Annotated in this window: 23 protein-coding genes and 2 tRNA genes; 12 read left to right on the top strand and 13 right to left on the bottom strand. The window is 38.2% G+C overall.

Features of this window, described 5'->3' with window-relative positions; all coding sequences use genetic code 11:
- Positions 1-2: 2 nt before the first annotated feature.
- From EFT72_RS06615 to EFT72_RS06660, 10 genes are all read right to left on the bottom strand, one after another.
- Positions 3-644 carry a hypothetical protein gene (locus tag EFT72_RS06615; protein ID WP_124066124.1) on the bottom strand — a complete coding sequence of 214 codons (642 nt, stop codon included), beginning with the start codon at positions 642-644 and terminating at the stop codon, positions 3-5.
- Positions 645-719: 75 nt separating this feature from the next.
- Complete coding sequence (locus EFT72_RS06620) at positions 720-1826, bottom strand: nucleotidyltransferase family protein (protein WP_124066125.1); 1107 nt, start codon at positions 1824-1826, stop codon at positions 720-722.
- On the bottom strand, positions 1814-2851 hold the full coding sequence (locus EFT72_RS06625) for a hypothetical protein (RefSeq protein WP_124066126.1): 1038 nt from the start codon (positions 2849-2851) through the stop codon (positions 1814-1816). The genes EFT72_RS06620 and EFT72_RS06625 overlap by 13 nt, the downstream gene beginning before the upstream one ends.
- Positions 2832-3602: a hypothetical protein gene (locus EFT72_RS06630; protein ID WP_124066127.1), complete on the bottom strand. Its 771-nt coding sequence runs from the start codon at positions 3600-3602 to the stop codon at positions 2832-2834. Before EFT72_RS06630 ends, EFT72_RS06625 begins: the two co-directional genes overlap by 20 nt.
- Positions 3586-3849 carry a phosphopantetheine-binding protein gene (locus EFT72_RS06635; protein WP_124066128.1) on the bottom strand — a complete coding sequence of 88 codons (264 nt, stop codon included), beginning with the start codon at positions 3847-3849 and terminating at the stop codon, positions 3586-3588. The genes EFT72_RS06630 and EFT72_RS06635 overlap by 17 nt, the downstream gene beginning before the upstream one ends.
- On the bottom strand, positions 3839-5245 hold the full coding sequence (locus EFT72_RS06640; protein ID WP_124066129.1) for a hypothetical protein: 1407 nt from the start codon (positions 5243-5245) through the stop codon (positions 3839-3841). Before EFT72_RS06640 ends, EFT72_RS06635 begins: the two co-directional genes overlap by 11 nt.
- On the bottom strand, positions 5242-7014 hold the full coding sequence (locus tag EFT72_RS06645) for an ABC transporter ATP-binding protein (protein WP_124066130.1): 1773 nt from the start codon (positions 7012-7014) through the stop codon (positions 5242-5244). Before EFT72_RS06645 ends, EFT72_RS06640 begins: the two co-directional genes overlap by 4 nt.
- Positions 7007-8740: an ABC transporter ATP-binding protein gene (locus EFT72_RS06650; protein ID WP_124066131.1), complete on the bottom strand. Its 1734-nt coding sequence runs from the start codon at positions 8738-8740 to the stop codon at positions 7007-7009. Before EFT72_RS06650 ends, EFT72_RS06645 begins: the two co-directional genes overlap by 8 nt.
- Positions 8741-8766: 26 nt before the next feature.
- Positions 8767-9009 carry an acyl carrier protein gene (locus tag EFT72_RS06655; RefSeq protein WP_124066132.1) on the bottom strand — a complete coding sequence of 81 codons (243 nt, stop codon included), beginning with the start codon at positions 9007-9009 and terminating at the stop codon, positions 8767-8769.
- 213 nt (positions 9010-9222) lie between these two features.
- Positions 9223-9468 carry a hypothetical protein gene (locus EFT72_RS06660; protein ID WP_124066133.1) on the bottom strand — a complete coding sequence of 82 codons (246 nt, stop codon included), beginning with the start codon at positions 9466-9468 and terminating at the stop codon, positions 9223-9225.
- A gap of 159 nt (positions 9469-9627) precedes the next feature.
- Between EFT72_RS06660 and EFT72_RS06665 the strand changes: the two genes are divergently transcribed.
- The 3 genes from EFT72_RS06665 to EFT72_RS06675 all read left to right on the top strand — a co-directional run bounded on the left by EFT72_RS06665 (position 9628) and on the right by EFT72_RS06675 (position 10812).
- Positions 9628-10575 (top strand): 2-hydroxyacid dehydrogenase, encoded by a 948-nt coding sequence (locus tag EFT72_RS06665; RefSeq protein WP_124066134.1) that lies wholly within the window; start codon positions 9628-9630, stop codon positions 10573-10575.
- Positions 10576-10659: 84 nt separating this feature from the next.
- A tRNA-Ala gene (locus EFT72_RS06670) sits at positions 10660-10732 on the top strand.
- A 6-nt stretch (positions 10733-10738) separates the two neighbouring features.
- A tRNA-Val gene (locus EFT72_RS06675) sits at positions 10739-10812 on the top strand.
- Between the two features lie 96 nt (positions 10813-10908).
- Here EFT72_RS06675 and EFT72_RS06680 read toward each other — a convergent pair.
- Both EFT72_RS06680 and EFT72_RS06685 read right to left on the bottom strand, forming a co-directional pair.
- Positions 10909-11835: a DNA ligase gene (locus EFT72_RS06680; RefSeq protein ID WP_124066135.1), complete on the bottom strand. Its 927-nt coding sequence runs from the start codon at positions 11833-11835 to the stop codon at positions 10909-10911.
- Positions 11835-12611, bottom strand: a complete 777-nt coding sequence (locus tag EFT72_RS06685) for a Ku protein (RefSeq protein WP_124066136.1) — start codon at positions 12609-12611, stop codon at positions 11835-11837. The genes EFT72_RS06680 and EFT72_RS06685 overlap by 1 nt, the downstream gene beginning before the upstream one ends.
- Positions 12612-13770: 1159 nt before the next feature.
- Between EFT72_RS06685 and EFT72_RS06690 the strand changes: the two genes are divergently transcribed.
- The 4 genes from EFT72_RS06690 (at position 13771) to EFT72_RS06705 (ending at position 19160) form a co-directional block, all read left to right on the top strand.
- Positions 13771-15444 carry a S8 family peptidase gene (locus EFT72_RS06690; protein WP_124066137.1) on the top strand — a complete coding sequence of 558 codons (1674 nt, stop codon included), beginning with the start codon at positions 13771-13773 and terminating at the stop codon, positions 15442-15444.
- Between the two features lie 38 nt (positions 15445-15482).
- On the top strand, positions 15483-17156 hold the full coding sequence (locus EFT72_RS06695) for a S8 family peptidase (RefSeq protein ID WP_124066138.1): 1674 nt from the start codon (positions 15483-15485) through the stop codon (positions 17154-17156).
- A 148-nt stretch (positions 17157-17304) separates the two neighbouring features.
- A complete protein-coding gene (locus tag EFT72_RS06700) occupies positions 17305-18300 on the top strand; it encodes a spore photoproduct lyase family protein (protein ID WP_124066139.1) in 996 nt (331 codons plus the stop codon).
- Between the two features lie 101 nt (positions 18301-18401).
- Entirely contained in the window at positions 18402-19160 is a 759-nt protein-coding gene (locus EFT72_RS06705) for a prolipoprotein diacylglyceryl transferase (protein ID WP_124066140.1), read from the top strand.
- A gap of 50 nt (positions 19161-19210) precedes the next feature.
- On the opposite strand, the gene EFT72_RS06710 is transcribed toward EFT72_RS06705, so the two are convergent.
- A complete protein-coding gene (locus tag EFT72_RS06710; RefSeq protein WP_206426614.1) occupies positions 19211-20125 on the bottom strand; it encodes a LysR family transcriptional regulator in 915 nt (304 codons plus the stop codon).
- A gap of 146 nt (positions 20126-20271) precedes the next feature.
- On the opposite strand from EFT72_RS06710, the gene EFT72_RS06715 reads away from it, so the two are divergent.
- The 5 genes from EFT72_RS06715 to EFT72_RS06735 all read left to right on the top strand — a co-directional run bounded on the left by EFT72_RS06715 (position 20272) and on the right by EFT72_RS06735 (position 24846).
- Positions 20272-20778: a hypothetical protein gene (locus tag EFT72_RS06715; RefSeq protein ID WP_124066141.1), complete on the top strand. Its 507-nt coding sequence runs from the start codon at positions 20272-20274 to the stop codon at positions 20776-20778.
- The gene (locus EFT72_RS06720) at positions 20759-21358 is read left to right on the top strand and encodes a chromate transporter (protein ID WP_124066142.1); all 600 of its coding nucleotides are present in this window, start codon (positions 20759-20761) and stop codon (positions 21356-21358) included. The genes EFT72_RS06715 and EFT72_RS06720 overlap by 20 nt, the downstream gene beginning before the upstream one ends.
- Positions 21355-21927, top strand: coding sequence for a chromate transporter (locus EFT72_RS06725; RefSeq protein WP_124066143.1), 573 nt, complete (start codon positions 21355-21357; stop codon positions 21925-21927). Before EFT72_RS06720 ends, EFT72_RS06725 begins: the two co-directional genes overlap by 4 nt.
- A gap of 210 nt (positions 21928-22137) precedes the next feature.
- Positions 22138-24351: a methyl-accepting chemotaxis protein gene (locus tag EFT72_RS06730; RefSeq protein WP_124066144.1), complete on the top strand. Its 2214-nt coding sequence runs from the start codon at positions 22138-22140 to the stop codon at positions 24349-24351.
- Positions 24352-24456: 105 nt separating this feature from the next.
- On the top strand, positions 24457-24846 hold the full coding sequence (locus tag EFT72_RS06735; protein ID WP_124066145.1) for a DUF6483 family protein: 390 nt from the start codon (positions 24457-24459) through the stop codon (positions 24844-24846).
- The last annotated feature ends 16 nt before the right edge of the window (positions 24847-24862 follow it).

The following is a 24862-nucleotide window of genomic DNA, read 5'->3' on the forward strand; positions in this document are numbered from 1 at the left end:
TATCAACCCCGCTTCAGCAAAATAGACGCAATGCCCCCCACCATAGAATCAAACTCTGCTTTCGTAATCAAAGAATCGTTGTTAATAATAATATTTGCAACGTCTTTAACACGATCCGCTCCATGCCTGAGCTTGAAAGCATCTTTCTGTTTAGTTTGGTCAATCACTTCTTTTAACGTTGCTTTAGACTTGTTTTCACTCGCTGCCTTTTTATTTATCTTTTGAAGTTCACGTTCCGCTCTCACCTCCACAGGAGCATCAATGAAAATATTAATCATGCGGGATCCCAATTCTTTCTTTAGAAAAGCTCCAAGCTCCGCCCGATATAAGCTTTCAATAGATGCAAATTTTATCCCTTCCGCCTGTAGTTTGGTGATTAGCCTGTACAAAAACTCCCGGAACACATCTTCTATATTTACCGCATACAATTCATCAAAATGATGCTCTTTCATTCCCTCAGAAAGATCATATCCACGCTCTTCCATCATTTCTCTTTCAATCTGAATAATTTTCATTCTTTTAACACCGATTCTCTGCAGATATAAACCTGCTGATGTTTTACCGCATTCACTCAGTCCCCCCAGAGAAAACATTCCCTGAATAAATTCCTTTTTAGATTCATAAAGATCCTTTGTAATTTTCATATATATCCCCTTCTGCCCTGTATTGGGCGATAAATTTGATGTTCACACTTAGGTAAAATATAAACGGTTCATTCATTAACAAGTGAACAATGTTTCTCTTTTTTTTGACCATAGACGCTCACGCATGCTTCCCTTCCAGATACGGGTATTTCCAGTTTTATCTCCCGAAGAATGAAGGTATTCTTCAGTTATCTCACATTCCACCATAAGTTCTTTAGACATATGACTGTCGAATATGCCGTCAGTATGGATGAGAGTCCACATTATCGGCTCAGCAATGTTATGCTGTTTGAGAATAGCAGGCAGAGTCTTTTTTAGTTCCTCCCCGTTTGCGCGCCAGAAATGATATACATCCGCAAACTTAACCAGATTCACATCATTCCTCCATTTGTGCAAATGATCCAGCCAGGCATGCTTATACAAATGAAGTATAATATAGATAAAATGATACGCATTATCAAGCACAGGAACGGTGAGCTCTGAATTTTCGCAGAGTGGACGCTCCACTCTTTTCAAAAATGCCTCCTCCACTGGAATCTGATATGGACATTTCTCCCAAGTAAAAGAAAACGCCACCCCCGCCGACACATAACGAATGAGCGGGTCATCAATTTCAATCACGTATTCCGGTAGTTTATCTTTTGTATTTAAATACATCAGATATTGACTCCTGTCCATTTCTTTGATGGAATTGCTGCGCCAATTCACCGTTCCTACCTTAAAACCAAGAGATTGTATTATGCTGTCGATTTCTTTCTTATTTTCAGGAATTGCCATGAAATCAACATCCGACAAAAAACGATATCCCTTGCCTTCGTAAAGCTGTACATCCAGGACGATACCCTTTGTGCAGACGATATCTATTCCCTTCTTTCGCGTTGCATCCACAATGCGAAGCGTCTGTTCTTTAATCCTTTGGGTTTTATGAACATTAATCTGGTAATTGAGAGTAAAATACTGGTTTATAAATGGAGGAAGTTTCTCAAATAACATATCCTCCATAAAACAACTGCAGACCATGGGGAACATTTTATGGCTCATGGCTTGCTCCATCAGCTCACCCCAATGAATCTCATAATTATCTATAATATCCGTCGCCTCTGCTATAAAATTACTATCTTTTTTTGCTACTATTTCCAATAGTGCCCATTCCGGTCCGTATTTCTCAATTATTTGCTGCATTCCTCTTCTCCTTTATTTAGATAGTGAATGATCATATGTAATTCCTCCAGACTGTACCTAGTGGAATCAATTTTAAGTTGGGAAAAAACATATCCTAGGACTGCAAATATCCTGCATTCAATCATATGTCTCTTCTCTTCTTCCGTAGTAATATGCGTCAGGTATAAAAATTTATCTATATACTCTTCCCTTTCGGCGCTGCTTTTTCCCACAGCATGAAGAAGACTGTAAAGACTGTAAACCTGCCAGTCCCTGCTTCTGTCCAGTGTCCTGTATTCTTCTTCCAGTTCCTTTTTCGTAAAGCAGCCCGCAAGCTTTTTCAATTCTTTTTTAATAAAACGGGTATCAAGAAGCTTTTCAACACCGAAAATCCAATCGGCAAACTGCTCATAAACTGCAATTTCTTTCAGATAATCGAAGATACTTTCCTCTCCCAGTTCATTTTTCTGATACTGGAGTGCCAATTTAAGCTTCTTTTTCCGCACAAGAATCCTATGGGGTTCAAACATGCATACCATAAGATTATCCACATTACATAATTGGGGCTCCAAACGGCATACCTGGAACTGTTTTATATAATACTCACAGGGCATGAACATATTAAAAACTGCATAGGAGTCCAAATTAATTATTATCTGAATCAAATCGAAGATTTCCTGCTTACCTGGCAATATACCCTTTCCGTAAACTTTACTATAAATTTTATTTGTATATATTTCTGCATCTGCAAGCTGCTGATACATATTCGTGAGTATATCTTTTCTTTCCTTCTTACCATCACGAAAGGATGATACTATATGACCCGTAAATGCTATCCATTGTTCTACTGGAACTGAAATATCCCTATCGCTTAGCCGGATGTCTGTAAAGGTTTCTTTACCCAATAGAATCAGGGGCATGCGGGCTATTGATTTAAAATAAGCTTCCTGTAGCCAGCGAATTCCAATATCGCATTCAATATGTACATAATCCGGCGTATAGTGTATTTTACGCATTGCCAGCAGATTATCCGTTTTGCCTGCCATAACCTTTCCTTTCCAATCCTGCTCTAATGTATTGATAAATACTGTCATTTAAGCCGGACATACTCTGCACTCCTGAAAAAATCTCAGCCCCTTGTCTCTTCGCGTAATTCAGTAAAAATTCCCGAACTCTGCCCTGATAGAGCAAAAACATGTTTTGATATTCTTTTTCATCATATCCAATGCGCATGGATTCAAGTCGGAACAAATTCCCTCCACATTCCCAATAAGTGAGCTGTTTGTTTTTCTCAAGCTTACGCCTCATGCATACTTTTGCCGGAGTATCAATAATAATTCTCATGTCCGCAGGCCTGATATTGGCAGTGACTGTTTTGATCCAGTCCAATTCCACACCGCTCATACATGCTTTCAACCAGATGGTCAGCAGATAACGATCCACTATCACTATTTGGTTTTTTCTAAGCCTAGGCAGTATTTCAGATGTGTAAACGAACTGAAGTGCCGCTGAATACATAAGGGCAAATGTGTAGGGATCGCTGTTTTCCCATTTTGTCTTTAACAGGGGAACCTTAATATAGTCACTGTGAATGAAATTTGTGTAATACACTTCATATTCATTTTTCAACCGTTCCAATATTCTTTTACCCTGTGTACTCTTTCCGCTGCCGTCCAATCCTTCAAACTCAATAAGAATACCCCTTTCTTCTCGAAGCGCTTCTACTCCGATACCATTGTTCTTTGGATATGGATAGCTGAATTCGCCAAGTCCCGGAGTGTCATCCTGATAAATCATCTGTATCCTTCTTTCTTTGTATAATATTGTCTATCGCCTGAATAGAACGCCAATTTTCTTTCGCTATCTCATGATCCAAAAATTCGATTCCAAATTCATCTTCAATTCCGATAATCAGCCGGATAACGTTCATTGAATCCAATCCAAGAAGAAACAAATCTTCCTCTCTTTTGATAGAATCAGCTTGTTCTAATAATTCTTCTCCAAGACTTGACTCCATTATCTTCATAATTTGCTTATCGTACATAGGCTTCCCCTTTCTCAATCAGATCTATTTTGGCCCTTTCATCTGCATACAGCTTTAATATGCTGCGAAAGAACTCCACCCCATTATTTTCAAAAAAACTGCTGTAAAATAAGTGTAACAAAGCAAGACAATACATTCTGTCAGGAACCTCCATTTCATTTAAATTAAATACACTCATGATTCTGACTGCAACAAAAAATCTTGCAGTATCATCTAGTTTTAATTCAAAACTTTCTATTTTATCCAACAGCTTGTTTAAAAGCTCATGCCTAACAGGACTTAAAATCAGTCTCACATCTAGTTTTATTGTTTTTAACAAAGGATTCGTATGTGACAGGCATACAGTATCTAGATCATTCTTTTGCTGTAATATAAAATCATGTTCCATAAATGTCCGCTTGTGATATTTCGGTGCCAAAAAACGGTCAAAAAGAAGAACGGATAAAAAAAATATAGTCAAATCAGCGATTGCCGGATTATACCCCGAAACATAAAAATCGAAAAATACGGGCTTCAAACCAAGGTTGAGCATATTGGGATCTCCATGGGAGATAACACAGGATAATTCCGGCCCAGTTTCAAAATAATTTATGCTTTCCTGCAATATATGTCTTGTTGTTATGCTATTCTCCCCATTCACATAAACCGTATAATCCATCCACTCGCAGTTTTCATACCACAAAACAATTCGGCTTTTCAGTCTGTCCCTAAAAAAAAGATCCAAAGGATATGATTTTCTGGGAATCTGGTCACTGTAATTTCTGGTATAGGCGCTTATTACTGTATCAAGCTGGACTAATACATGCTCCGGCAAATGGGAATATTCATCGTACTGTGCCAGCAAATCCTGGAGCAATCCACGATTTGCTCCTGTTGATTTGTCAAACTCATAAAAAGATATTACATAATTAATAAAATAATCTACTCCTACCAATACAGAACAAGGAAATTTAAAACGGACAGTCGCATAACCGGAAAGTTCTTGTTCATGATGCTTCAAGTCCAGAATTTTATAAAAAAATTTTCTATTACCTTTGTCTGCATATCCGTTGATTGAATTCTTCCAATAACGCACAAGATGAAATTGAAAACCCATCATTTGTAGTAAAAACCGGATACCATATTCTGACAAATCTATGGAATACGAGTGAAAATTCACAACGCAGCCAATTAATTCACTTAAATTTATCTTCCTTGAAATCAATTCACTGATTTTAATTTTCTCCATAGTATCAACAACCGATATTGCATCAGCAAAAATAAAATCCTGTTTCACCTCACGCACTATGTAGTTATGCTGATCAATCTCATATCCGCTACCTTTTACCTGCTGTGACACAATAGTCTGGCCATGGTTCGTCAAGATAAACTCCTGATACCGTATCATGTATCTCATAGTAAAATTCCACCTTTGCTGTTCTTTTCAATTTTAATCTGCCTGCTGAATATGGAACGGTAAGTTGGGTTCGTATCAAATAATTCTTTGTGGGTTCCAACCGCAGATATACAGCTCCCATCCATTACAATGATTCTTCCACAATTCTGAATAGAGGATAACCTGTGGGCGATGGTTATCAGAGTTTTACCGGAAGAAATCTTCCTAACCGCCTCCATAACCAGAGTTTCATTTTGTCCGTCCAGTGAACTTGTCGCCTCATCAAAGATTAAAATATCTGTATTCTTCAGGAATACTCTTGCAATTGCCAACCTTTGTTTCTGGCCTCCTGAGAGCTTCACTCCCCTCTCGCCTACGATGGTCTCCAACCCCATAGGAAGCGACAAAATAAAATTATAAATACAAGCTTCTTTGCACGCATGAAACAACTCCTCATCCGTAGCATTCCATTTTGCAAATCTAAGGTTTTCCCTAATAGAAAGATTAAACATTTGCGTATCCTGAGTTACGATGCTCACCTTCTTACCTATGCTTTCTCTGGAAATACAAGCGACATCATATCCCCCAAGAAAAACTTTTCCTGACTGCAGCTGATACAAGCCCATAATGACTTTTGCCAATGTGGTTTTACCGCAGCCGCTTCGCCCTATGACTGCCACATGCTCACCGGAATGTATACATAGATTAATATCCTTTAAGACATTGCCTTTGCTCCCGCTATAACAGAAATTCACATATTCCAGACGGATTTCGCTCTCCAAATTGCGAACACGGGTCTTTTGCTCGGTGTTTATTGAATATAGCTCTAGTACATGCTGTATCAGCGGCACATCGCTCTTCAGATTCAGCACTGAATCACAGCACTGATTGATTAATTTAAAAAACTGCTCATAATAATTCATGAATGCCAACATGATACCTATATTGATGTAACCCAGAAAACTAAGTATCCCGCCACAAAAATACAGGTTGAGCTTTGTAATAAAAAATTCTTTTATAGATATAAATCCCCGGTTAATATACCAATAAATCTGTGCTCTACGAAACTGCTCCGTCTGTAACCTTCTATGCTTTTGTAGCGTCCTAATGCAATCGGCCTGCAGGTTGTTAGTCTTTACTTCTTTCCAGTTCTGTAATATCCCATGAAGAAAGCTTTCATAATTTCCCTTTTCCTCCCTCTGCTCCGACGCAACCTTTTGAATTCTCTTCCCCATCACTTTTGTAAACAGATAAGAAATAGGAACCATTAAAAAACCCACAAGAGCAAGTTGTAGACTCATGTTGAGTAAAATTACGGCAATCACAATACTTGAAATCAACGAATGATAAAAATTCAAAATATGTTCCTGCAGAAACCTTCGGATGGACCCAGTATCACTTTCCAACTTTGTCTTCAAACTTCCTATTCCGTACTTCTCAAAATCTTCCTGAGGTATCCGTGTCAGATTCTGTATCATTTTCTTTTTTAATCGCACTTCCAACCGAAAGTAAAGTATGTTTCCCACTACCTTCTGAAAGACAGTATCAACTGTCTGAAGCAAATAAACTGCAATATACCCCAAAACGATCCATAAGAGATACTGCTTTCTGTGTTCGACCATCACGTAATTAACTAATATTAAATAAAGCCATGGTGGCAGCAATGACAGAATAAGTGTCCATGCCTTCATACAAAACAATGCCGCCAGATAACGTTTGTTTCCCTTCAGGTAAGGATATATCTCCTTAAATATCTCAAGCCTTAAGGAATAATCTGTTAATTTAGCCATAATCAGTCACCCCCTCATATTGCTCTCTGAAAATTTGCTTATAAGGCTCACACTTTGCAAGTAACCGGTCATGTTTGTCAAATCCCACCACTTTGCCATCAGACAATACAAGTATGGCATCAGACGATTGTATCGTTGTCAACCTATGTGCGATGATTAAAATGGTACAGTTTTTACTCAATACATCCCAGCAGTCGGTAACAATACTCTCCGTTTCACCATCAAGGGAGCTTGTCGCTTCATCAAATATAAGAATTGCGGGATTCTTCACCAGTGCTCTGGCGATGGAAAGCCTCTGGCGCTGCCCACCCGACATTCCAATTCCTCCGTTGCCAAGACATGTATCAAGTCCATCTTTCATGGAACTTACAAATTCATGAAGATTAACCATTCTCAGGGCATTCCATATAAGCTCATCCTGGTTACAATCAGCTTGATAGCTGATATTGTAACGGATAGAACCATCAAACACCGGACTATCTTGATGTACAATACCAATCTGATCTCTTAACCTATAAAGATTATATTCAGACAGCGGCTTTCCATCAATCAATATTTCACCGCGTTCCGGTTCATATAAACGATAGATAAGGTTTACGAGGGTGGATTTCCCCGTACCGCTTGCTCCCACAATGGATATCTTTCTATTTGCTTCCACCTTAAAGCTAACCTCTTTCAGCACCGTTTTGGCTTTTTCATATGAAAAACTGACATCGCGGAACTCCACGGAAGCATTACAAATTTCACTCGCGGTTAGATCTCCAGTACTATCCTCTTCCTCCTCATTAAATAGCTCTGCAACCCTGTCGATGGATGCCATATTGGCTGATATATTCATTGTTTTATCATTTAAGCTGTTAAAAACACCGATACATTTAGCAAAATAAGCAATGCAGGCAGTAAATTCTCCTATGCTCATTTGTCCATTGATAATAAAAACCGCGGCAAATCCATACAAACAAATCTGTGCCAAAGTTTGGATTCCAGAATTAACCCGCTCGGAAAAAACTTCCACACGATCCACCTTAATTCTAATACGGATAATTTTAACTGTTCTGCCTATGTAATCACATACCACATTTCCTGCCGCATTTAAAAGTTTAACTTCCTGCATCCCTTTTAAGATTTCAAACACCCAAGAAGACAAAAGTCCATTTTCCTTCAGATTTTCAGCATGATACCTTTTAGAGAGCCTTGAAAAATACCGAGACGAATAAACGACCACCGGTGTAATCAATATAGAATATAACGCAATTCCCCAATTGATATAAAAGAGAAAGAAAATGGAAATACCCAAATTGACAATTCCTCCCGCCGCATAAAAAATATTCCAGTGAATCAATTCCATTATTTGTTCCGTATCATCAGACATACGTTTAATAATATCCCCTGAATGCATATCAGCCAGATACTGTCCTTTCAGAGACAATACCTTTTTAAATATGTCCTCTTTAATATCGAACAAAAAATCAGTCATCAAATATGCCCAATTCATATTCAGGATAAAATGGAAAACCTGATTGACAAGAAAAAGAAAAACATAAATCTCTATGACGAAAAAAAATAGATGTAAATCCTTTTCATAAAATATTACGTCAATCAATCTACCAAAAATATAAGGAAATACAGCTCCTATTAAAACTGTTATCACGATACATAAAAAGAGTACTATAAATTTTAGAGTATATGGTTTAGCGTATCTATTTATAAATTGAAATTTTTTCATTTTATTCCTCTATTTCACTTTGCCGGTTACAACATTTGAAGGATATCCAATATCTTATTTACAGTATTTGCCTCAGATAATAAAAGCTTAGAATCTGGAAACATGCATTCAAATTCATCCTCAATCTGTACAATCATTTTAACAAATGATATTGAATTCAATCCAAATTTCTCTAGTTCCACCTCCCGCTGCTTAAGGGTGATGGTGGTTCCTTCCAAATTTCTGTTTACAATTTCCATAATTTTTTCCACATTAATTTCTTCCATCATAAAATCTCCCTCCCTAAAAATGTACTTTATAAAATTCCTCTTTACCAATTAATTTGCCTTAATTGCTAAGCAAAATACTGGGTAGGTTCTCAGCAAGTAATGGAATTCCATGTTCTTTTTCATTGAATGTAAATTTATAAACTGTTGAATTATTTTACATATGCAAATACTAATTTATATATAAGTGTAACATTATTATGTTAAAATGTAAATTTAAATTTTACATTTATTTTTACATTTGAACATTTTTTCTATTTTTTTGATTACCTGATTTTTTTCAAGGTAACCCTTGTATTTATTTATTCCTTGATAGCGGGTGATGACATATGCAGGATGGACCTGACTGGAGCCGTGATCTCCTATGACCTCTTTTTCTCCTAATTTGCCGAGAACAACAAGCCCTTTGCGAACGGCTTCTACTAGTCTCTCGCCAAAAAACTGAGTACAGCACATCTCCATGTTTTGCCCTCCATTGGAAGCTTCCACGGTATTTACAAAAAACTAGAAGAATCAATATGCAATTGCGTGCTTTTTTATTGATCCAACTCGTGTTATAATCATGTTGCAGGATTTGCCATTCAATTTCCTGCAATCTATATTACGATTGGAGTGATACATATGAATATAGTACTTTTAGAATCTCTTGGAATCCCTGAAAACCTTTTAATGGAATGTGCAAAACCATTAACCGATGCCGGTCACAGCTTTACTGCATATGAAAAAAACACGGACCCACTCATTCAAATGGAACATGCCAAGAAAGCAGACATTCTTATGATTGCAAACATGCCTCTTTCGAGAGATGTGATTACTGCTTGTGAACAGTTAAAATTTATTGATGTTGCTTTTACTGGAGTTGACCATGTAGATCTTTCTGCTGCAAAAGCAAAAGGAATTAAAGTCAGCAATGCTGCCGGTTATTCTACAGAAGCCGTTGCCGAATTGACTCTATGTATGGCCCTCTCTCTTTTGCGCAATGTCCCTCAAGTGGAGGCCCGATGCAGGGAGGGAAAGACAAAAGATGGACTTGTTGGATCTGAGCTTATGGGGAAAACCGTGGGGATCATAGGCACTGGCGCCATCGGTTTAAGAACGGCACGTCTATTCCATGCGTTTGGCTGCACCGTTCTAGGCTATAAACGCCATGAAAATAAAACGAACCCGGATTTTATTGAGCAGGTTTCCCTTGAGGAACTGCTTTCTCGTTCCGATATTGTGAGTTTGCATTGCCCATTAAATGATGATTCTCATCATCTTATCAACAAAGAAACGATCTCTAAAATGAAAAAGGGTGCTTACTTAATCAATGCCGCCAGGGGTCCCGTTGTGGATTCTTTAGCACTTGCGGAAGCATTAAATAATGGATATTTATCTGGGGCAGGGATTGACGTATTCGAAGGAGAACCACCACTTACTAAAACCCATCCACTTTTAAATTGCAAAAACACCATAGTAACTCCTCACGTGGCATTCGCAACAAAAGAATCTATGGAATCAAGAGCTAAGATTGTTTTTCAGAACATTAAAAGTTGGTTAGATGGCACGCAGGAAAACATTGTTTTATAATTAATTAACTTTTTCATCCCCCTATTTTCTTATTTGTACGAATTCTTCTTGTAATTACAACGCATCGTGCTATAATCAAGATAAGGGGATATAGCTCAGCTGGGAGAGCGATGCGTTCGCAACGCATAGGTCACGAGTTCGAGTCTCGCTATCTCCACGAAATGGAAGTATAGCTCAGCTGGGATGAGCGTTCGCCTCACACGCGAAAGGTCATGGGTTCGAGCCCCATTACTTCCATTTTACCATAAACAGCCAAGACACCGGGATCACTTGTAAATACAGGGGATTCCGGTGTTCTTGTTTTATCCTAAACTAATGAAACTTATAGTTGCTCTATAAAATCCCGCAATCTTTTGCTGTTTTATCATCTCTTATGCCTTTGAATACAGGCTGTCTGAAACTTTCTTTGTCGGTTGGCATTGACTCTACAATACAAACCAATTCAGGTACTAGCCATACAGCATCATGATTCCCTTCCGGAACGTATCCAAATGGAGAATAGTCGATTACTTTATAGTTATGTTGGTTTAATATCCTCAAACTTACCCCTAATGTGACATGCCCTCTATAAACAATCGTATCATGATCATATTGCCCAAGTACAAGGCTTGTCATATTATTTGGTTTTTTAATATATCCACAGATCACACAATCATCGGTAGACAATACTTTGCATTTAATCCAGTCTTTCGTTTTCTTTCCCTGCCAATACAGGCTATCTATCTTTTTTGCGACAATTCCCTCTAGCCCCTGTTTCTTCACCAGATCAAATAACATGATACCGCTATTCTCCACGTAACGTGATACTGATATCAAGTTATTTTCCAAAACCACATCATTTAAATACTTCTTTCGTTCCAAAAGTGGAAGCATTGTGATATCTTTCTCTTTATAATACAAGATATCATAAGCGACAATACTGGCAGGAAATCGATCAGATTCCAATTTTATCTTGAAAGGATTCGTCATCATTGCTCGTTTTTGCACCTGGTAAAAGTCAGGGATGCCATTTTTAAGTACCACTAATTCATTGTCTAGAATGCATTTTGTTTTTACCTGCTTATGCAACGGTTCCAATTCTGGAAAAAGTGGTGTCATAAGTTTATTTCTTTTATTTCTCATATCTGTTTTATCATTTAAAAAGGACACACATCGGATGCCATCCCATTTTATTTCAAAAATATAATCTGGTGCATTAAACGGATCTTGTATTTCATAAATGAGCATAGGGCTTATATTTTTACTTTCAAATATGTCCATTATCCCAGTCCTTTATTTCCTTTTGCCATTTCAACCGTCTTCTTCATCGCTTCCATAAGATCAATTATGTTGTTTTCTCCCTCGGTGTCAGAATTTATAATCTCTCTCCCTGCTATCTTTGTTTCTATCGCCTGTCGTAGTCTTTCCTGGTATTCATCCTGATAGGCACTGGGCTCAAATGTAGAAGTCATGGAATCAATCATAGTTTTCGCCATATTTACTTCTGGTTCTGAAACCTCGACCTTAGCCACACCAACAGGGACGGCCTGGATCTCTGCTTGATAAAAAAGAGTTTTCGCAATAATTCCATCTTTCGTTGGATACAATACCATTAAATTTTCAGTGGAACCTATTACTGTTTTTGCGATCCCCACTTCTTTTTGAGATAGCATTGATAACCTTAATAATTCACAAGCTTTTTCTGCTCCTGGCTCTGGCACCACATAGTAATTTTTTTCATAGTAAATCTGATCTACATCAGACATTTTCGCAAAATGTTCTATGTGTATCGTTTTATCTTTTTTCGTTTTTATTTTCTCCAACTCATCTTCTGTAAATGTTACATATTTCCCTTTTTCATATTCATACCCTTTTATAATTTCATCACTCGCTACCTCTTTATTACAGGAAGGACATATTTTTTTGTATTTGACACGCTCGTGGGTATCTTTACAAAGCTGATTAAAACTTACGGATATCTCTCTCGTTGTTTTATATAACCCAACTGGTATATAAAGCATACCAACACTAATTGCACTTTTATGAGCTACTGCCATAGAATCACCACCTTTACTGTTTAGTGTGGCAAAAAAAATGGTACTTATACAAAACTAATCTTCCAGCCATTACAGAAACTACCAGTATACGAATGGAATCCTATCCTGTAAAATAGAAAAAAAGCGAAAGGTGTTAACGATGCAAAATCCATGGAACAAAAACAATTCTTTCCATAATTATCTCACGCTTGGAATGAGTCTTGGTTTCTTATGTGCGGCAATCCTTAATAACTTAGGATTGGGATTGCTTATGGGGATATCATTAAGTTTCTTACTTAAAAAAGGCTACTTTAAAAGTAATTAGTATTACATAACAAAACTGAATATTTGTATGATCCTTTTATGATATCTTTATAGCCGGCAGTAGAAACGAAAAACTGCCGGCCTCCCTATTTCTTTTCTTAATATCAGTTCTGATTCAGTATACGATCAAAAACTGACCTCACGGTCGATCATATTCCCCTTAATTCTGCATATTATAAAACAAATACTCCTTTATAATTCAATCTGGAGGTTATCATTTGGAAAAAATTCTGGAATCGGAACGATTCAGAGAAACCCTTTTTAAAATTCATCTTACAAAGGGGTCCTAATCGGCATAAATGATACAGGAATTGACTACACGCTCCATTCATATTTTTACCCCCACTCAAGAATCAACACAGAAATGATATGATAAAACCTGATATTGCCGCACCGTTTTATTACTCCTTCTCATAATAGAATTCCTTTTGCATAAATATATCATATATGCCATAGATTTCTAGCGGGAGAATTCTTGTGAATAAAAATCTCGACAATAATTATATGACTTAATTATCAACGCAGGGAGTAAGTCAAAAGATTTAATCTTCTCTGGGGTTGTACCAGAGTCTGACCTCGTTAGCCTTTCGGAAAATGCTTATTGTTTCCAGGAATCTGATGTCGATTTAGGCGCAGCCGCTATGCTAATGGAATAGGGAAACGTTCGTGGAAATCCTCCAACTCTGACTAGATTTGACATCAAGCGAATGCTGATACGGGCAACCCAGCATAAAGCAGGAAAACGTATCCAAATAATATTTGGGGGTATGGACAGTTAATGATAAGTAACGTATTCAAACGTCTTTCAAACGTCTGACTTCCTACCAGGTAATGCAAAAAAACTGGAGGCATTCTTTTGGAAAAAATTCTGGATAATGACTACTATGATCTTATTATTAATAATATAACCATACCGCCAGATGAGGATAAAAGTAATATTACTACAATCAATTTTAGACATTCTATAAAACATATTCCTGTTGGTGATGCAAATCCATGTTTACTTGGACAAAATCCTTATAACACGTTTCCAACACTCTACATCACCAATTCTACAATTAGTATTGAAAAATCAGGAATTGGTACGGTTCAGAGAAACCCATTCCTGAATCTAAAAGGCAGAGGCATTCTTGTTGGTATTATAGATACCGGCATTGATTACCGACATCCTGCTTTTTTATACAATGACGGGTCGACACGAATCCTTTCCATCTGGGATCAATCCATTCAAGATGGGACTATACCAGAAGGCTTTACGTTTGGTACGGAATATAGCAGAGAATCGATTAACATCGCCTTAAAATCGGAAGATCCACTTGCCTTTGTCCCTACTACCGACACCAATGGACACGGTACCGCAATCGCCAGCATCATTGCAGGTTCCCCAAATCCAGAAAATGATTTCACCGGTGTAGTTCCTGAAGCAGAACTTTTGGTTGTTAAATTAAAAGAAGCCAAACAAAATTTAAAAGACATGTTATTTGTACGTCCTGATGCTTTGTGTTTTCAAGAGACCGATATTATGCTCGGATTGCGTTATCTGGAAGACTATGCACAAAATGTAAGCCGTCCAATTGTAATCTGTATTGCTCTCGGCAGCAGCCAGGGCGGTCATGATGGGAGTAGTGCTCTTAGTAACTATATCAATTATCTTACAAGACTTCAGGGAATAGATGTATCCATTTCTGCTGGTAACGAAGGAAACAGCAGCAGACACTATTTTAATGCGACCACAAATCCACCTTACTACAACGATTTTGAATTCAGGGTAGGGGAACCAGACAAGAAGTTTTTTATAGAAATCTGGTCCTATGCAGTCGGCAGACTATCAATTGATATATCCACCCCCAACAGAGAATCCACTCAATTGATTTATCCTTCCATCGGATCATGTCAGCAGTTTAACTTTATTTTCACACAAAGTAAACTATGGGTAAATAATTTTATTTTTGAAGAAGAAACTGGGGATCAGCTCATCTTAATTCGTTTGCTGGATCCACTTCCTGGAGTCTGGAGAATCAGAGTGCAGAGCATCGGAAATGGACCCATCTCCTTTCATTCCTGGATGCCTGCCGGAACTCTTATTTCCAATGAAACATTTTTCCTGACTCCAAATCCAGATACCACTATAACTTCGCCAGGAAATGGCATCAATCAACTAACCGTGACTGCATACAACCAGTTTAATGATGGAATCCTCATCGAATCCAGCCGTGGTTATACCAGAAATGGCTTGGTAAAGCCAGATGTTGCAGCTCCAGGATTTCAGCTTCCCTGCGCTCTTCCTAAAAATAGATATGGAACACTAACAGGAACTGGAGCTTCCGCTGCACATACAACTGGGGCGATTGCCATGATCATGGAATGGGGAATTCCCAGGGGAAATTATACAACGATAACAGGCAATGACATCAACCGACTAATCATACGAGGCGCCAGACGGGAAACTTCCATCGTATACCCAAATAATATCTGGGGATATGGAAAGTTAGATGTAACTAACCTTTTCCGAAGACTAACCAATATTTAATGAAATCATATAAAATCGAAGAGATAGGAGGTCTGTATATGAACAAAATTCTAGACAATCAATATTACGACCTGATCATCAATAACATTTCTGTCTCTGATGTTGATACCGGTGATAACATTACCTATCTAAATGAACGCTCTTCCCTTCTTCATGTGAAAAAAGACGAGAAGCAGCCTTGCGATTTAGGCATCTCCCCCTATAATGCGTTCCCATCTCTTTATACTCTGGAATCTACCATAAGCATTGAAAAGTCAGGAATCGGAACGGTTCATAGAAACTCTTCTCTCAGGCTTTTTGGTGAAGGGATTCTTATCGGACTCATCGATACTGGTATCGATTATCAGCATACCGTTTTTAAGAACACGGACGACACTACAAGAATAATATCCATTTGGGATCAAACCATACAAAGTGGTACTCCACCAGAAGATTTTACCTTTGGAAGTGAATACAGCAAAGCTCAGATTAATCTTGCCTTGGCATCACAGGACCCCCTTTCCATCGTCCCTTCCGTGGATTTAAACGGTCATGGAACTGCTTTGGCAAGTATCATTGCCGGACGTGAGAATTTGGAACATACCTTTACTGGTATTGTCCCTGAATCGGAACTTATCGTAGTAAAATTAAAACAGGCAAAAGAAAATTTAAAAGATATTTTCTTAGTCCCAAAGGATGCTGTCTGCTATCAGGAATCTGATATCGTATTGGGAGTACGATATCTGCTCTTATCCGCACAAAAACTTCGTAAGCCAATTGTAATCTGCATTGCTATGGGAAGCAGTCAGGGCGGGCATGATGGAAGCAGTGTATTAAGCAGTTATTTAACTTATCTTGTCCAACTGCCCGGAATCGGTGTATCCGTATCTGCCGGCAACGAAGGAAACAAGCGCAGGCATTATTTTAACAGCACCTCCGTTCCCCCATACTATAATAACTTTGAATTAAGAATTGGGGAACAAGAGAAAGAATTATGGATGGAAATTTGGCCCTATGCACCAGAAAGGATCTCCATAGACATTTCTTCACCCATTCGGGAATCCACCCAACGGGTTTACCCCACAATTGGTGATTGCAGGGAATTTAATTTTATCTTCAATAAAAGTAATATCTATGTCAATAACATCGTCTTTGAAGAAGAGACCGGTGACCAGCTAATTTTAATCCGTTTTTTTAATCCCAATTCCGGAGTCTGGTATTTAAGGGCTGAAAGTCTGGAAAATGAGCCATTTTCCTTTCACTGTTGGTTACCAAACGGCGATTTAATATCCAATGATACATTTTTTCTAAACCCAAATCCAGACACTACAATTACCTCACCTGGAAACGGTGCACAACAGTTGACTGTTACTGCTTATAATCAGTTTAATGACAGCATTCTACCTGAGTCTAGCAGAGGGTATACCCGTATCGGATTGGTAAAACCTGACATTGCAGCACCAGGCTTCCAGGTTCCCTGTGCACTTCCAGGAAACTTGTACGGAACCATTACTGGTACAGGCGCTGCCAGTGCACATGCAGCAGGTATTATCGCTATGGTTCTGGAATGGGCGATACCAAGAGGTAACTATCCTTCCATGACCGGTTATAATGTCAACCGGCTGATCATAAGAAGCGCAGACCGGAATGAGAAAGAAGTATATCCCAACAATGTGTGGGGATACGGTCGCATTAATGTGAACAACATATTCATACAACTTGCTAAATTCTAACGCAGAGACTGCCAGTGCACCCTGTGAAACTTCTTCCGCTTGATCCCATCTATTTGTAACAATGCACAGTTTTTATCAGAAAATTTGTTACTTATTTTTAAATCAACTTGTGTTTTTAACACATACTACAAATGATAGGAGGTATCACATGTTTCCTGATAAAATTTATTATGAACCTGCAGCTCTGGATTATGAACTCGGGCGGCTTTTAAAAGAAAAATACAATGCGATTCCCTGGATTCCCATTGAAAGTCACAATAAAATAGACGAACTCCGTACCAGTCCCAATAAAGATTTCACATTATTGAAAAAACATCTCATCATAGGCGTTCGAAAAACACACAAATACGTCCCCAATCATAAGGTGTCAGATTTTCTGGTCCCCTATACTTCATCTGGATGTACTGCAATGTGCCATTACTGCTATCTTGTCTGTAATTATAACAAGTGTGCCTATCTACGGCTATTTGTAAATCGGGAACAAATGTTGAAAAAAATTATAGATCATCAGGCAAAATCTATTCGAGAAAACACATATGAAATCGGCAGCAACAGTGACTTGATTTTGGAAAATACCATAACTGATAATTTAAGTTGGACCATTGAGGCCTTTGCTAAAAACAACAAGGGATTTCTTACGTTTCCTACAAAATTTAATCAAGTTGATCCCCTGTTAGGACTTCATCACGGGGGACGTATTATTGTAAGAATGAGTGTGAATCCACAGTCAATTATAAGTGATTTTGAACCAGGTACTTCAAGTCTAAACGCCAGAATCACTGCATTAAATAAAATGAGCGAAGATGGATATCGGGTTGGGATACTCATCGCACCCGTCATCTTAACAGAAAATTGGAAACACTTGTATTCTGAGTTCATTACCATTCTTTCCCAGCAGCTGACTGAAAAGGTAAAGCGGACTGCTCTGATTGAAATTATTTTTATGACTTATAGTTATGTTCATAATGCGATTAATTCAGAAGCATTCCCAGACGCAGTTCCCCTATATAACAAAGAACAAATGACCGGTCGTGGTCGGGGGAAATATTGTTATCGAAATGATTTACGAACGGATGGAGAAATATTTTTAAGAAATCAATTGGAAGAAAAATTAAAAGAAATGACAATTTTATATATCGTTTAAGTTTACGAAATCCAAAATCTTAATCCTCCTTTGCAGAAAGCATAAGATATGATATAATAAAACGGTTTCAAACTAAAGCTTAGAAAAGGAATCGTATTCTTATGCATAATGACTTGTTTACAATAGGGAGGCTTACGTTTCACGGCTATGGTCTTATGATTGGATTGGGGATCCTTGCTGCTTATTGGACCTCTGAATACCGTGCTAGAAAACATTTGCTAGATCCTGATCATCTGTTTTATTTATTGATCTATGGCGCAGGATTTGGATTTGTCAGTGCTAAACTTTTATACTATATGACAATTTTAGATGACATTATAAAAGACCCTGGTTTGTTGTTAAATCTCTCAGGAGGGTTCGTTGTCTATGGAGGAATTATCGGAGGGATTTTAGCCGGATATGTCTACTGCCGGATAAAGAGAATCGACTTTTTAAAATATTTAGATCTGGTGGTTCCTTCCATCGCTCTAGCCCAAGGTTTTGGAAGAATCGGCTGCCTTCTTGCTGGATGCTGTTATGGAGTAGAATCCAATCTGCCTATTTCAATTACCTTCCAAAGTTCCCAGTTTGCTCCCAATGGAGTTGCTTTGTTTCCTACGCAGATCGCATCCAGTGCCTTCAATTTTTTAAACTGTTTTCTCCTATTGGCTTTGAGTAGAAAAGAACGACCTTCCGGACAAATCAGTGCATTCTATCTGATCTTTTATAGTCTGGGGCGGTTTGCCATTGAGTTCTTCCGTGGAGATATGATCCGTGGTTCCGTCGGTTTCTTTTCTACCTCCCAATTTATCTCACTGTTTGCAGCCATGGCAGGCTTCTTTCTATTATGGAAAACGACCAGAAAAAGCAAAACAACATGATACGGATACCTATCGTCTTCCTTGCCACAAGGAAGGCTTTTTCTATCAATTCAAAAGAGCCCATTGTACCTTGGCATAGGATAATCCAGTTCATAACTCCGACACAGATCGATAAATGATTCAAGTGTTTTGGTTAAAAGTTTATCTTTATGATGAGTGATATAAAAGCAACGCTTAAACTCAATCCCCTCAACCTCCAATGCATAAACTAATTTTTTCTCTAAGGGTCCAGAAACCATTCTTCTTGGAACAACGGCGATTCCCAGGCCATGAATCACTGCATTGACCAAAGCAGTGGTACTCATTCCCTCCCAGACTGGATTGATGGTAATTCCATTCCGTTCCATCGCTTCCTCAAAAACTTCCCTGGTTCCACTTCCATGTTCCCTTAAGAGAAATTTCTGTTGGCGAAATGCTTCTTTTGTTAATACCTCCCCTAGAGTAAAAGGGAAACGGGCGGGTGCTATGACAGCCAGCGAATCTTCCATGTAGGGCTCAGCGATTAGGGAAGCTTCATGAATTGGACGTTCTACAAAGGCAACATCTAGCTCATTGTTAAGAAGCTTCTGCTCTAATTGAAGGGAAGCTCCAATAAACACCTGGACATTCGCTTTTGGGTGCATAACGGAAAATGCCTCTACATAACTGGGCATAAACTGGGAACCGATGGTAATACTAGCACCTACCCGAATTGGCCCAATAAAATCCCAGTTGCGGATTCCTTTTTCCATATCGTCAAAAAGTGCAGAGATACGCTGGGAATATTCCAAGAACTGTTTTCCTGCCTCGGTTAAGTACAAACGTTTGGAAATACGGTCAAAGAGACTAATCCCATAATATTTCTCCAATTCTTTTATGGCAACCGATACAGAAGGCTGTGTCATATAGAGTTGTTTTGCGGCCCCAGTTATACTGTTATTACACTCACATACCTTTAAAAATATTCTCAAATGTCGAATCGACATGTTTTCTCCCCTTATACATAGGTAAATCCATATGTTTTTAATAAGATTATACTATTTTCATTATAACGTTTCAAGTGTTATACTTAAATCAACGACGAATGATAACGGATTCATTTGTTTACTCTATCTACAGGAAGGAATTCTTTATGAAATATTTAATTAAATCAGGAAATCTCTATCAGATTGATAACGGACGTCCTGGTTCCAAACTCGCTTGTTTAAAAACCCCATTTTATCCTGTAAAAAAAACCATTCTTTCTCCAGATGGTGAGGTCAGACTGATTGCAGATGTACAACGTGCAGAGAATACAGGGAAAATCCGTGAACGCATCTACACCCTTATGGATCCTTTGAATCAGGTGGTTCTAACTGGACATCCTACTTATAATGAACAACATGTAGCTTTAAATGCCCCTCGGATTAACCACATTAAACTTTATATGAACCACAAAGTTTATGAATTGTCTATGAAAGATAACTTGGAATGTAACTTGGTAGATCAAAGAAACTGGAACGTTGCCAAACTGGTTCATAACGAAAAAAGCGGAGGCTGGTTATTAGAGGCTGATCCCGTCTTTTCTCCTTATATCCTGATGGGACTCTTTCTCTTCTGCCGCTATCTGGATAAAGAAAATGAATTTATTATGGCATAAGAAAGGAACACAAATGGACGGAAAAGTCCTAAGGAAACTATTTTTCTCTACTTTATATTTAAGTACATTTACATTCGGAGGTGGGTATGTAATCGTTACCCTTCTAAAAAAGAAATTTGTAGATGAACTAAATTGGATCAATGAAGAAGAAATGATGGATCTGGTTGCGATTGCTCAATCCGCCCCAGGTGCCATTGCAGTCAACGGTGCGGTTGTTGTGGGCTATAAATTAGCTGGACTCCCTGGTGTCTTATGTGCTATTTTAGGAGCGGTCATCCCCCCATTTTTTATTCTCACCACACTCTCATTCTTTTACGATGTGTTTAAAGAAAACAGGATGATACAAGCTTTACTAAACGGAATGAAAGCAGGCGTTGGAGCCGTTATCCTATCCGTGGTTTATGATATGGGAAAAGGCGTTGTCGAAGAAAAAAAGCCATTGCTATTACTAATGATGGCTGGCGCATTTATTGCAAGTTATTACTTTCGAGTCAATGTTATTTACGTTATACTTTGTGCCGCCTTAATCGGTATTATAGGGGTCTTTTTTAATAAACACAGAAAAGAGGCTTACAAATGATTTATTTTGAATTATTTATTGCATTTCTGCAAATTGGAGCTTTCAGTTTTGGCGGCGGCTATGCCGCTATGCCGCTCATTCAGGCGCAGGTCGTAGACCATTATAACTGGCTTACCATAAAGGACTTTACCGATCTGATTACCATCTCTCAGATGACACCAGGCCCCATCGCTATTAATGCAGCTACGTTTGTCGGCAATCAGGTTGCAGGGATTGGCGGTGCCTTCTTCGCAACGTTAGGGAGCATCCTTCCTTCCTGTCTCATTGTCACATTTCTCGCCTGGATTTATAATAAATATAAGAATTTAAGTCTGCTGCAGGGGATATTAGAGTCCCTCCGACCTGCTGTCGTTGCTATGATTGCTACAGCTGGGATTGATATCATCCTTCCTGCAATTTTCCTGTCAGGAACCATCTCCTTTCAGTCTGGTAACTATAAGCTTCGTCCTGTACTTTATTTTACAGGCGCTATATTTTTGCTGCGAAAAAAGAAGGCAGATCCCATCTTGGTTATGGTTCTGTGCGGCTTGGCTGAATTAATCGTACAATTGGTTTCTCCTGGTGTGTAGCCCCAATCTGGCAGTTTTGTTACTATTACAATTTGTACATTTTGGAAATAAATTCATAATTATAGTAACTTTTTTTCAATATTCTATTAATTTTATGTCATATTATGTCGATTATACAAATGTTATCATGAATAAAAAACAATATCAGGAAAGGAGGTTTGACTCTTTTAGTTAAGTCCATTGACATGATAAAAGGGTACATAACACGACATGAAGAACAAAAAGAATATGATGTTTAAAAATCTTAAGCTTGCGACGAAAACGGCAATCACCACAGGAGGTATTTTGTTTGTAAGTTTAACATTGCTGATTACACTCTCAGCTTTCCTTGCCAGCCAGTCCATATCCAAGGCCATTAATGGGGAATTTACGGGAATTGCTGCGCAGAATGGTCTTATGGTACAAGCAATCATCGATGATGCTACTGGAACCGCTAAGGATTTGCAAAACTATTTAAACGGAGTATACAATGGAAGCCAGGCCACCAGTGACTGGAAAAATATTGAGAGAAAAAGTCGTGTTTACGATGCGAAATTAAAAGAAGTGAATTATGAAGTTGAAAACTATATTATTAATTCTGCCTGGTCGGCCGTAAGCAACAGTTCAGACCTTTATGGAGTCGGTGCCTTCTTTGAACCGGGAAAGTTTGATTCTGCCGTTAGGGACTACTCCGTATATGTAGACACTGACAATGCAAATACAAAAACAGCCCAATCACTTGGTAAATACACGGATTATTCCAATCAGGATTATTACCGGGTTGCAAAAGAAACAAAAGCTCCTTATCTAACGGATCCATTTGACTATAAAGGAACCATGATGAGTACCATCGCATTTCCTATTCTTAATGGGGATAATGTAATTGGCGTTATTCTTTCCGATATTAATGTAACAAACTTCTCAAAAATCAAAACAACAGATTCTAAATATCCCACCATGTATGTCGATGTCTTTACAGAGGGTAATATCATCGCCTATGACAGCCAGTCTAATGATAACATTGGGAAAAAATTAGAAGATATGATCCCAGCTTCTGAATATGCTAAAATTACGGAATTGCAGAACGCAAAAACTGCATTTCATGTGAATACAAAAAATGCAGACGGAACCATGGAATCTCGACACTATTCCCCCATAACCTGTGGTTCACAAACCTGGTGGACCTCTAGCAGCCTGAAAGTAAGTGATTTGAATAAAGATGTGGCCATTAGTGTAATGGCTATGATTATCATGGCCGTTCTAGCACTTATAATCATTTTAATTATTATTTCCCTTTATTTAAAAAAGACCCTTGCCCCCATTACTTTAGTTGTAAATGCCGCCAAAAGTATTGCTGCTGGAAATCTTGATTTTCAGCTCACGACAGACAGCAATGATGAAATTGGGATTCTTTCTAAAACTTTTATCGAAATGTCAGATAATCTAAAAATGATCATTGAAGATATTAATTATCTCCTAGGAGAAATGAGTCAGGGTAATTTTACAGCTGTAACTGAACATGAAAATAAGTACATAGGATCTTATCGCTATATCCTTTTAGCCATGCAAAATATTAAGTATAATTTAAGCAATACCTTAACGGAGATTGATCAGGCATCCGAACAGGTATCTACTGGTGCTTCCCAAGTCTCTAGTGCTTCTCAGGCACTCAGTCAAGGAGCCACCGAACAGGCCTCTTCCATTGAAGAATTATCAGCTACGATCTCAGAGATCTCGGATCGGGTGAATCAGAATGCCAAAAATGCGGAAGAAGCAAATGCAATTTCACAAATTGCAGGGGAAGGCATCATGACTAGCAATCAGAAAATGAAAGATATGATGGCTGCCATGAATGAAATCTCAAATACTTCCAATGAAATCGGAAAAATCATCAGAACCATTGATGACATCGCATTTCAGACGAATATTCTGGCTCTAAATGCAGCCGTAGAGGCAGCAAGGGCTGGATCTGCCGGAAAAGGGTTTGCAGTTGTTGCCGATGAAGTCAGAAATCTGGCCGGTAAATCTGCACAAGCAGCAAAAAACACAACAACTTTAATTGAAAATGCTATAACAGCTATTGAAAAAGGAACCCAGATAGCCGACGAAACTGGGAATGCATTGAGTCAGGTCGTGGATAAATCAAAGACTTCTACTCATATGATTTCCGAAATTACAGAAGCCTCCCGTTTACAATCTGACGCTATATTACAGATCACAACTGGGATTGATCAGATATCTGCTGTTATACAGACAACCTCCGCCACCTCGGAAGAAAGTGCTGCTACCTCTGAAGAACTTTCTGCTCAGGCTGACACATTAAAATCTCTGGTTGGTAACTTCAAACTCCCTAGTGAACTTTCTTCCTACAACCAACCCAAAGAAACGGAATCAGACGAACCTACTTGGAGCACAGAGGATGACAATTCTGTAACCAAATACTAAATTATTACAATTCGTTTTATAATATTTACATTTACTCCCTGTTATGGTAAAGTAACTTTTATCCTATATTTTATAGTAAAACAAAGATCAAACAGGGAGTATTTTATGCTGAGTGATGATTATGCAACACGAATGACCAATGGAATGGTTAGCACTTTATTAAAGCTGATCTTTCAAATAGAAATCGGGAAAAATGAAGAGAACGCATTCCTAGATCAGGAAATTAAATCCAAATTTCAGGAACGAAAAGAGCAGATCGAGCAGGGCTTCATTAATGAAGCGGAGAATAAGTTACTAGAGGAACTTGATCCAGATAACATGGAATATTTTAAACTGACACTCATGTTTTATTACACTCTGATTGAACAAGATCCTGATTTTCTATCCGAACATGACTTTTCAAAAGGTGAAATCCTAGATGGACTCCGTTACGTTTCCAAAGTTTATGGGTATGAGAGTATGGCGAATGCACTTTTTGGTGAGAACGAAGAATAAAAACAGGCTGCCTTTG

It is taken from the genome of Clostridium sp. E02, from assembly GCF_003833015.1.
Classification (GTDB): domain Bacteria; phylum Bacillota; class Clostridia; order Lachnospirales; family Lachnospiraceae; genus Lacrimispora.

What these genes read in the sequence shown, in the direction of transcription:
- EFT72_RS06655 (WP_124066132.1), bottom strand. Translation starts at nt 9,009, where the DNA reads ATGATGGAAGAAATTAATGTGGAAAAAATTATGGAAATTGTAAACAGA.
- EFT72_RS06735 (WP_124066145.1), top strand. Translation starts at nt 24,457, where the DNA reads ATGCTGAGTGATGATTATGCAACACGAATGACCAATGGAATGGTTAGC.
- EFT72_RS06720 (WP_124066142.1), top strand. Translation starts at nt 20,759, where the DNA reads ATGAATTTATTATGGCATAAGAAAGGAACACAAATGGACGGAAAAGTC.
- EFT72_RS06705 (WP_124066140.1), top strand. Translation starts at nt 18,402, where the DNA reads ATGCATAATGACTTGTTTACAATAGGGAGGCTTACGTTTCACGGCTAT.
- EFT72_RS06620 (WP_124066125.1), bottom strand. Translation starts at nt 1,826, where the DNA reads ATGCAGCAAATAATTGAGAAATACGGACCGGAATGGGCACTATTGGAA.
- EFT72_RS06700 (WP_124066139.1), top strand. Translation starts at nt 17,305, where the DNA reads ATGTTTCCTGATAAAATTTATTATGAACCTGCAGCTCTGGATTATGAA.
- EFT72_RS06615 (WP_124066124.1), bottom strand. Translation starts at nt 644, where the DNA reads ATGAAAATTACAAAGGATCTTTATGAATCTAAAAAGGAATTTATTCAG.
- EFT72_RS06665 (WP_124066134.1), top strand. Translation starts at nt 9,628, where the DNA reads ATGAATATAGTACTTTTAGAATCTCTTGGAATCCCTGAAAACCTTTTA.
- EFT72_RS06695 (WP_124066138.1), top strand. Translation starts at nt 15,483, where the DNA reads ATGAACAAAATTCTAGACAATCAATATTACGACCTGATCATCAATAAC.
- EFT72_RS06730 (WP_124066144.1), top strand. Translation starts at nt 22,138, where the DNA reads ATGAAGAACAAAAAGAATATGATGTTTAAAAATCTTAAGCTTGCGACG.
- EFT72_RS06710 (WP_206426614.1), bottom strand. Translation starts at nt 20,125, where the DNA reads ATGTCGATTCGACATTTGAGAATATTTTTAAAGGTATGTGAGTGTAAT.
- EFT72_RS06685 (WP_124066136.1), bottom strand. Translation starts at nt 12,611, where the DNA reads ATGGCAGTAGCTCATAAAAGTGCAATTAGTGTTGGTATGCTTTATATA.
- EFT72_RS06640 (WP_124066129.1), bottom strand. Translation starts at nt 5,245, where the DNA reads ATGAGATACATGATACGGTATCAGGAGTTTATCTTGACGAACCATGGC.
- EFT72_RS06660 (WP_124066133.1), bottom strand. Translation starts at nt 9,468, where the DNA reads ATGGAGATGTGCTGTACTCAGTTTTTTGGCGAGAGACTAGTAGAAGCC.
- EFT72_RS06625 (WP_124066126.1), bottom strand. Translation starts at nt 2,851, where the DNA reads ATGGCAGGCAAAACGGATAATCTGCTGGCAATGCGTAAAATACACTAT.
- EFT72_RS06650 (WP_124066131.1), bottom strand. Translation starts at nt 8,740, where the DNA reads ATGAAAAAATTTCAATTTATAAATAGATACGCTAAACCATATACTCTA.
- EFT72_RS06630 (WP_124066127.1), bottom strand. Translation starts at nt 3,602, where the DNA reads ATGATTTATCAGGATGACACTCCGGGACTTGGCGAATTCAGCTATCCA.
- EFT72_RS06725 (WP_124066143.1), top strand. Translation starts at nt 21,355, where the DNA reads ATGATTTATTTTGAATTATTTATTGCATTTCTGCAAATTGGAGCTTTC.
- EFT72_RS06635 (WP_124066128.1), bottom strand. Translation starts at nt 3,849, where the DNA reads ATGTACGATAAGCAAATTATGAAGATAATGGAGTCAAGTCTTGGAGAA.
- EFT72_RS06680 (WP_124066135.1), bottom strand. Translation starts at nt 11,835, where the DNA reads ATGGACATATTTGAAAGTAAAAATATAAGCCCTATGCTCATTTATGAA.
- EFT72_RS06645 (WP_124066130.1), bottom strand. Translation starts at nt 7,014, where the DNA reads ATGGCTAAATTAACAGATTATTCCTTAAGGCTTGAGATATTTAAGGAG.
- EFT72_RS06715 (WP_124066141.1), top strand. Translation starts at nt 20,272, where the DNA reads ATGAAATATTTAATTAAATCAGGAAATCTCTATCAGATTGATAACGGA.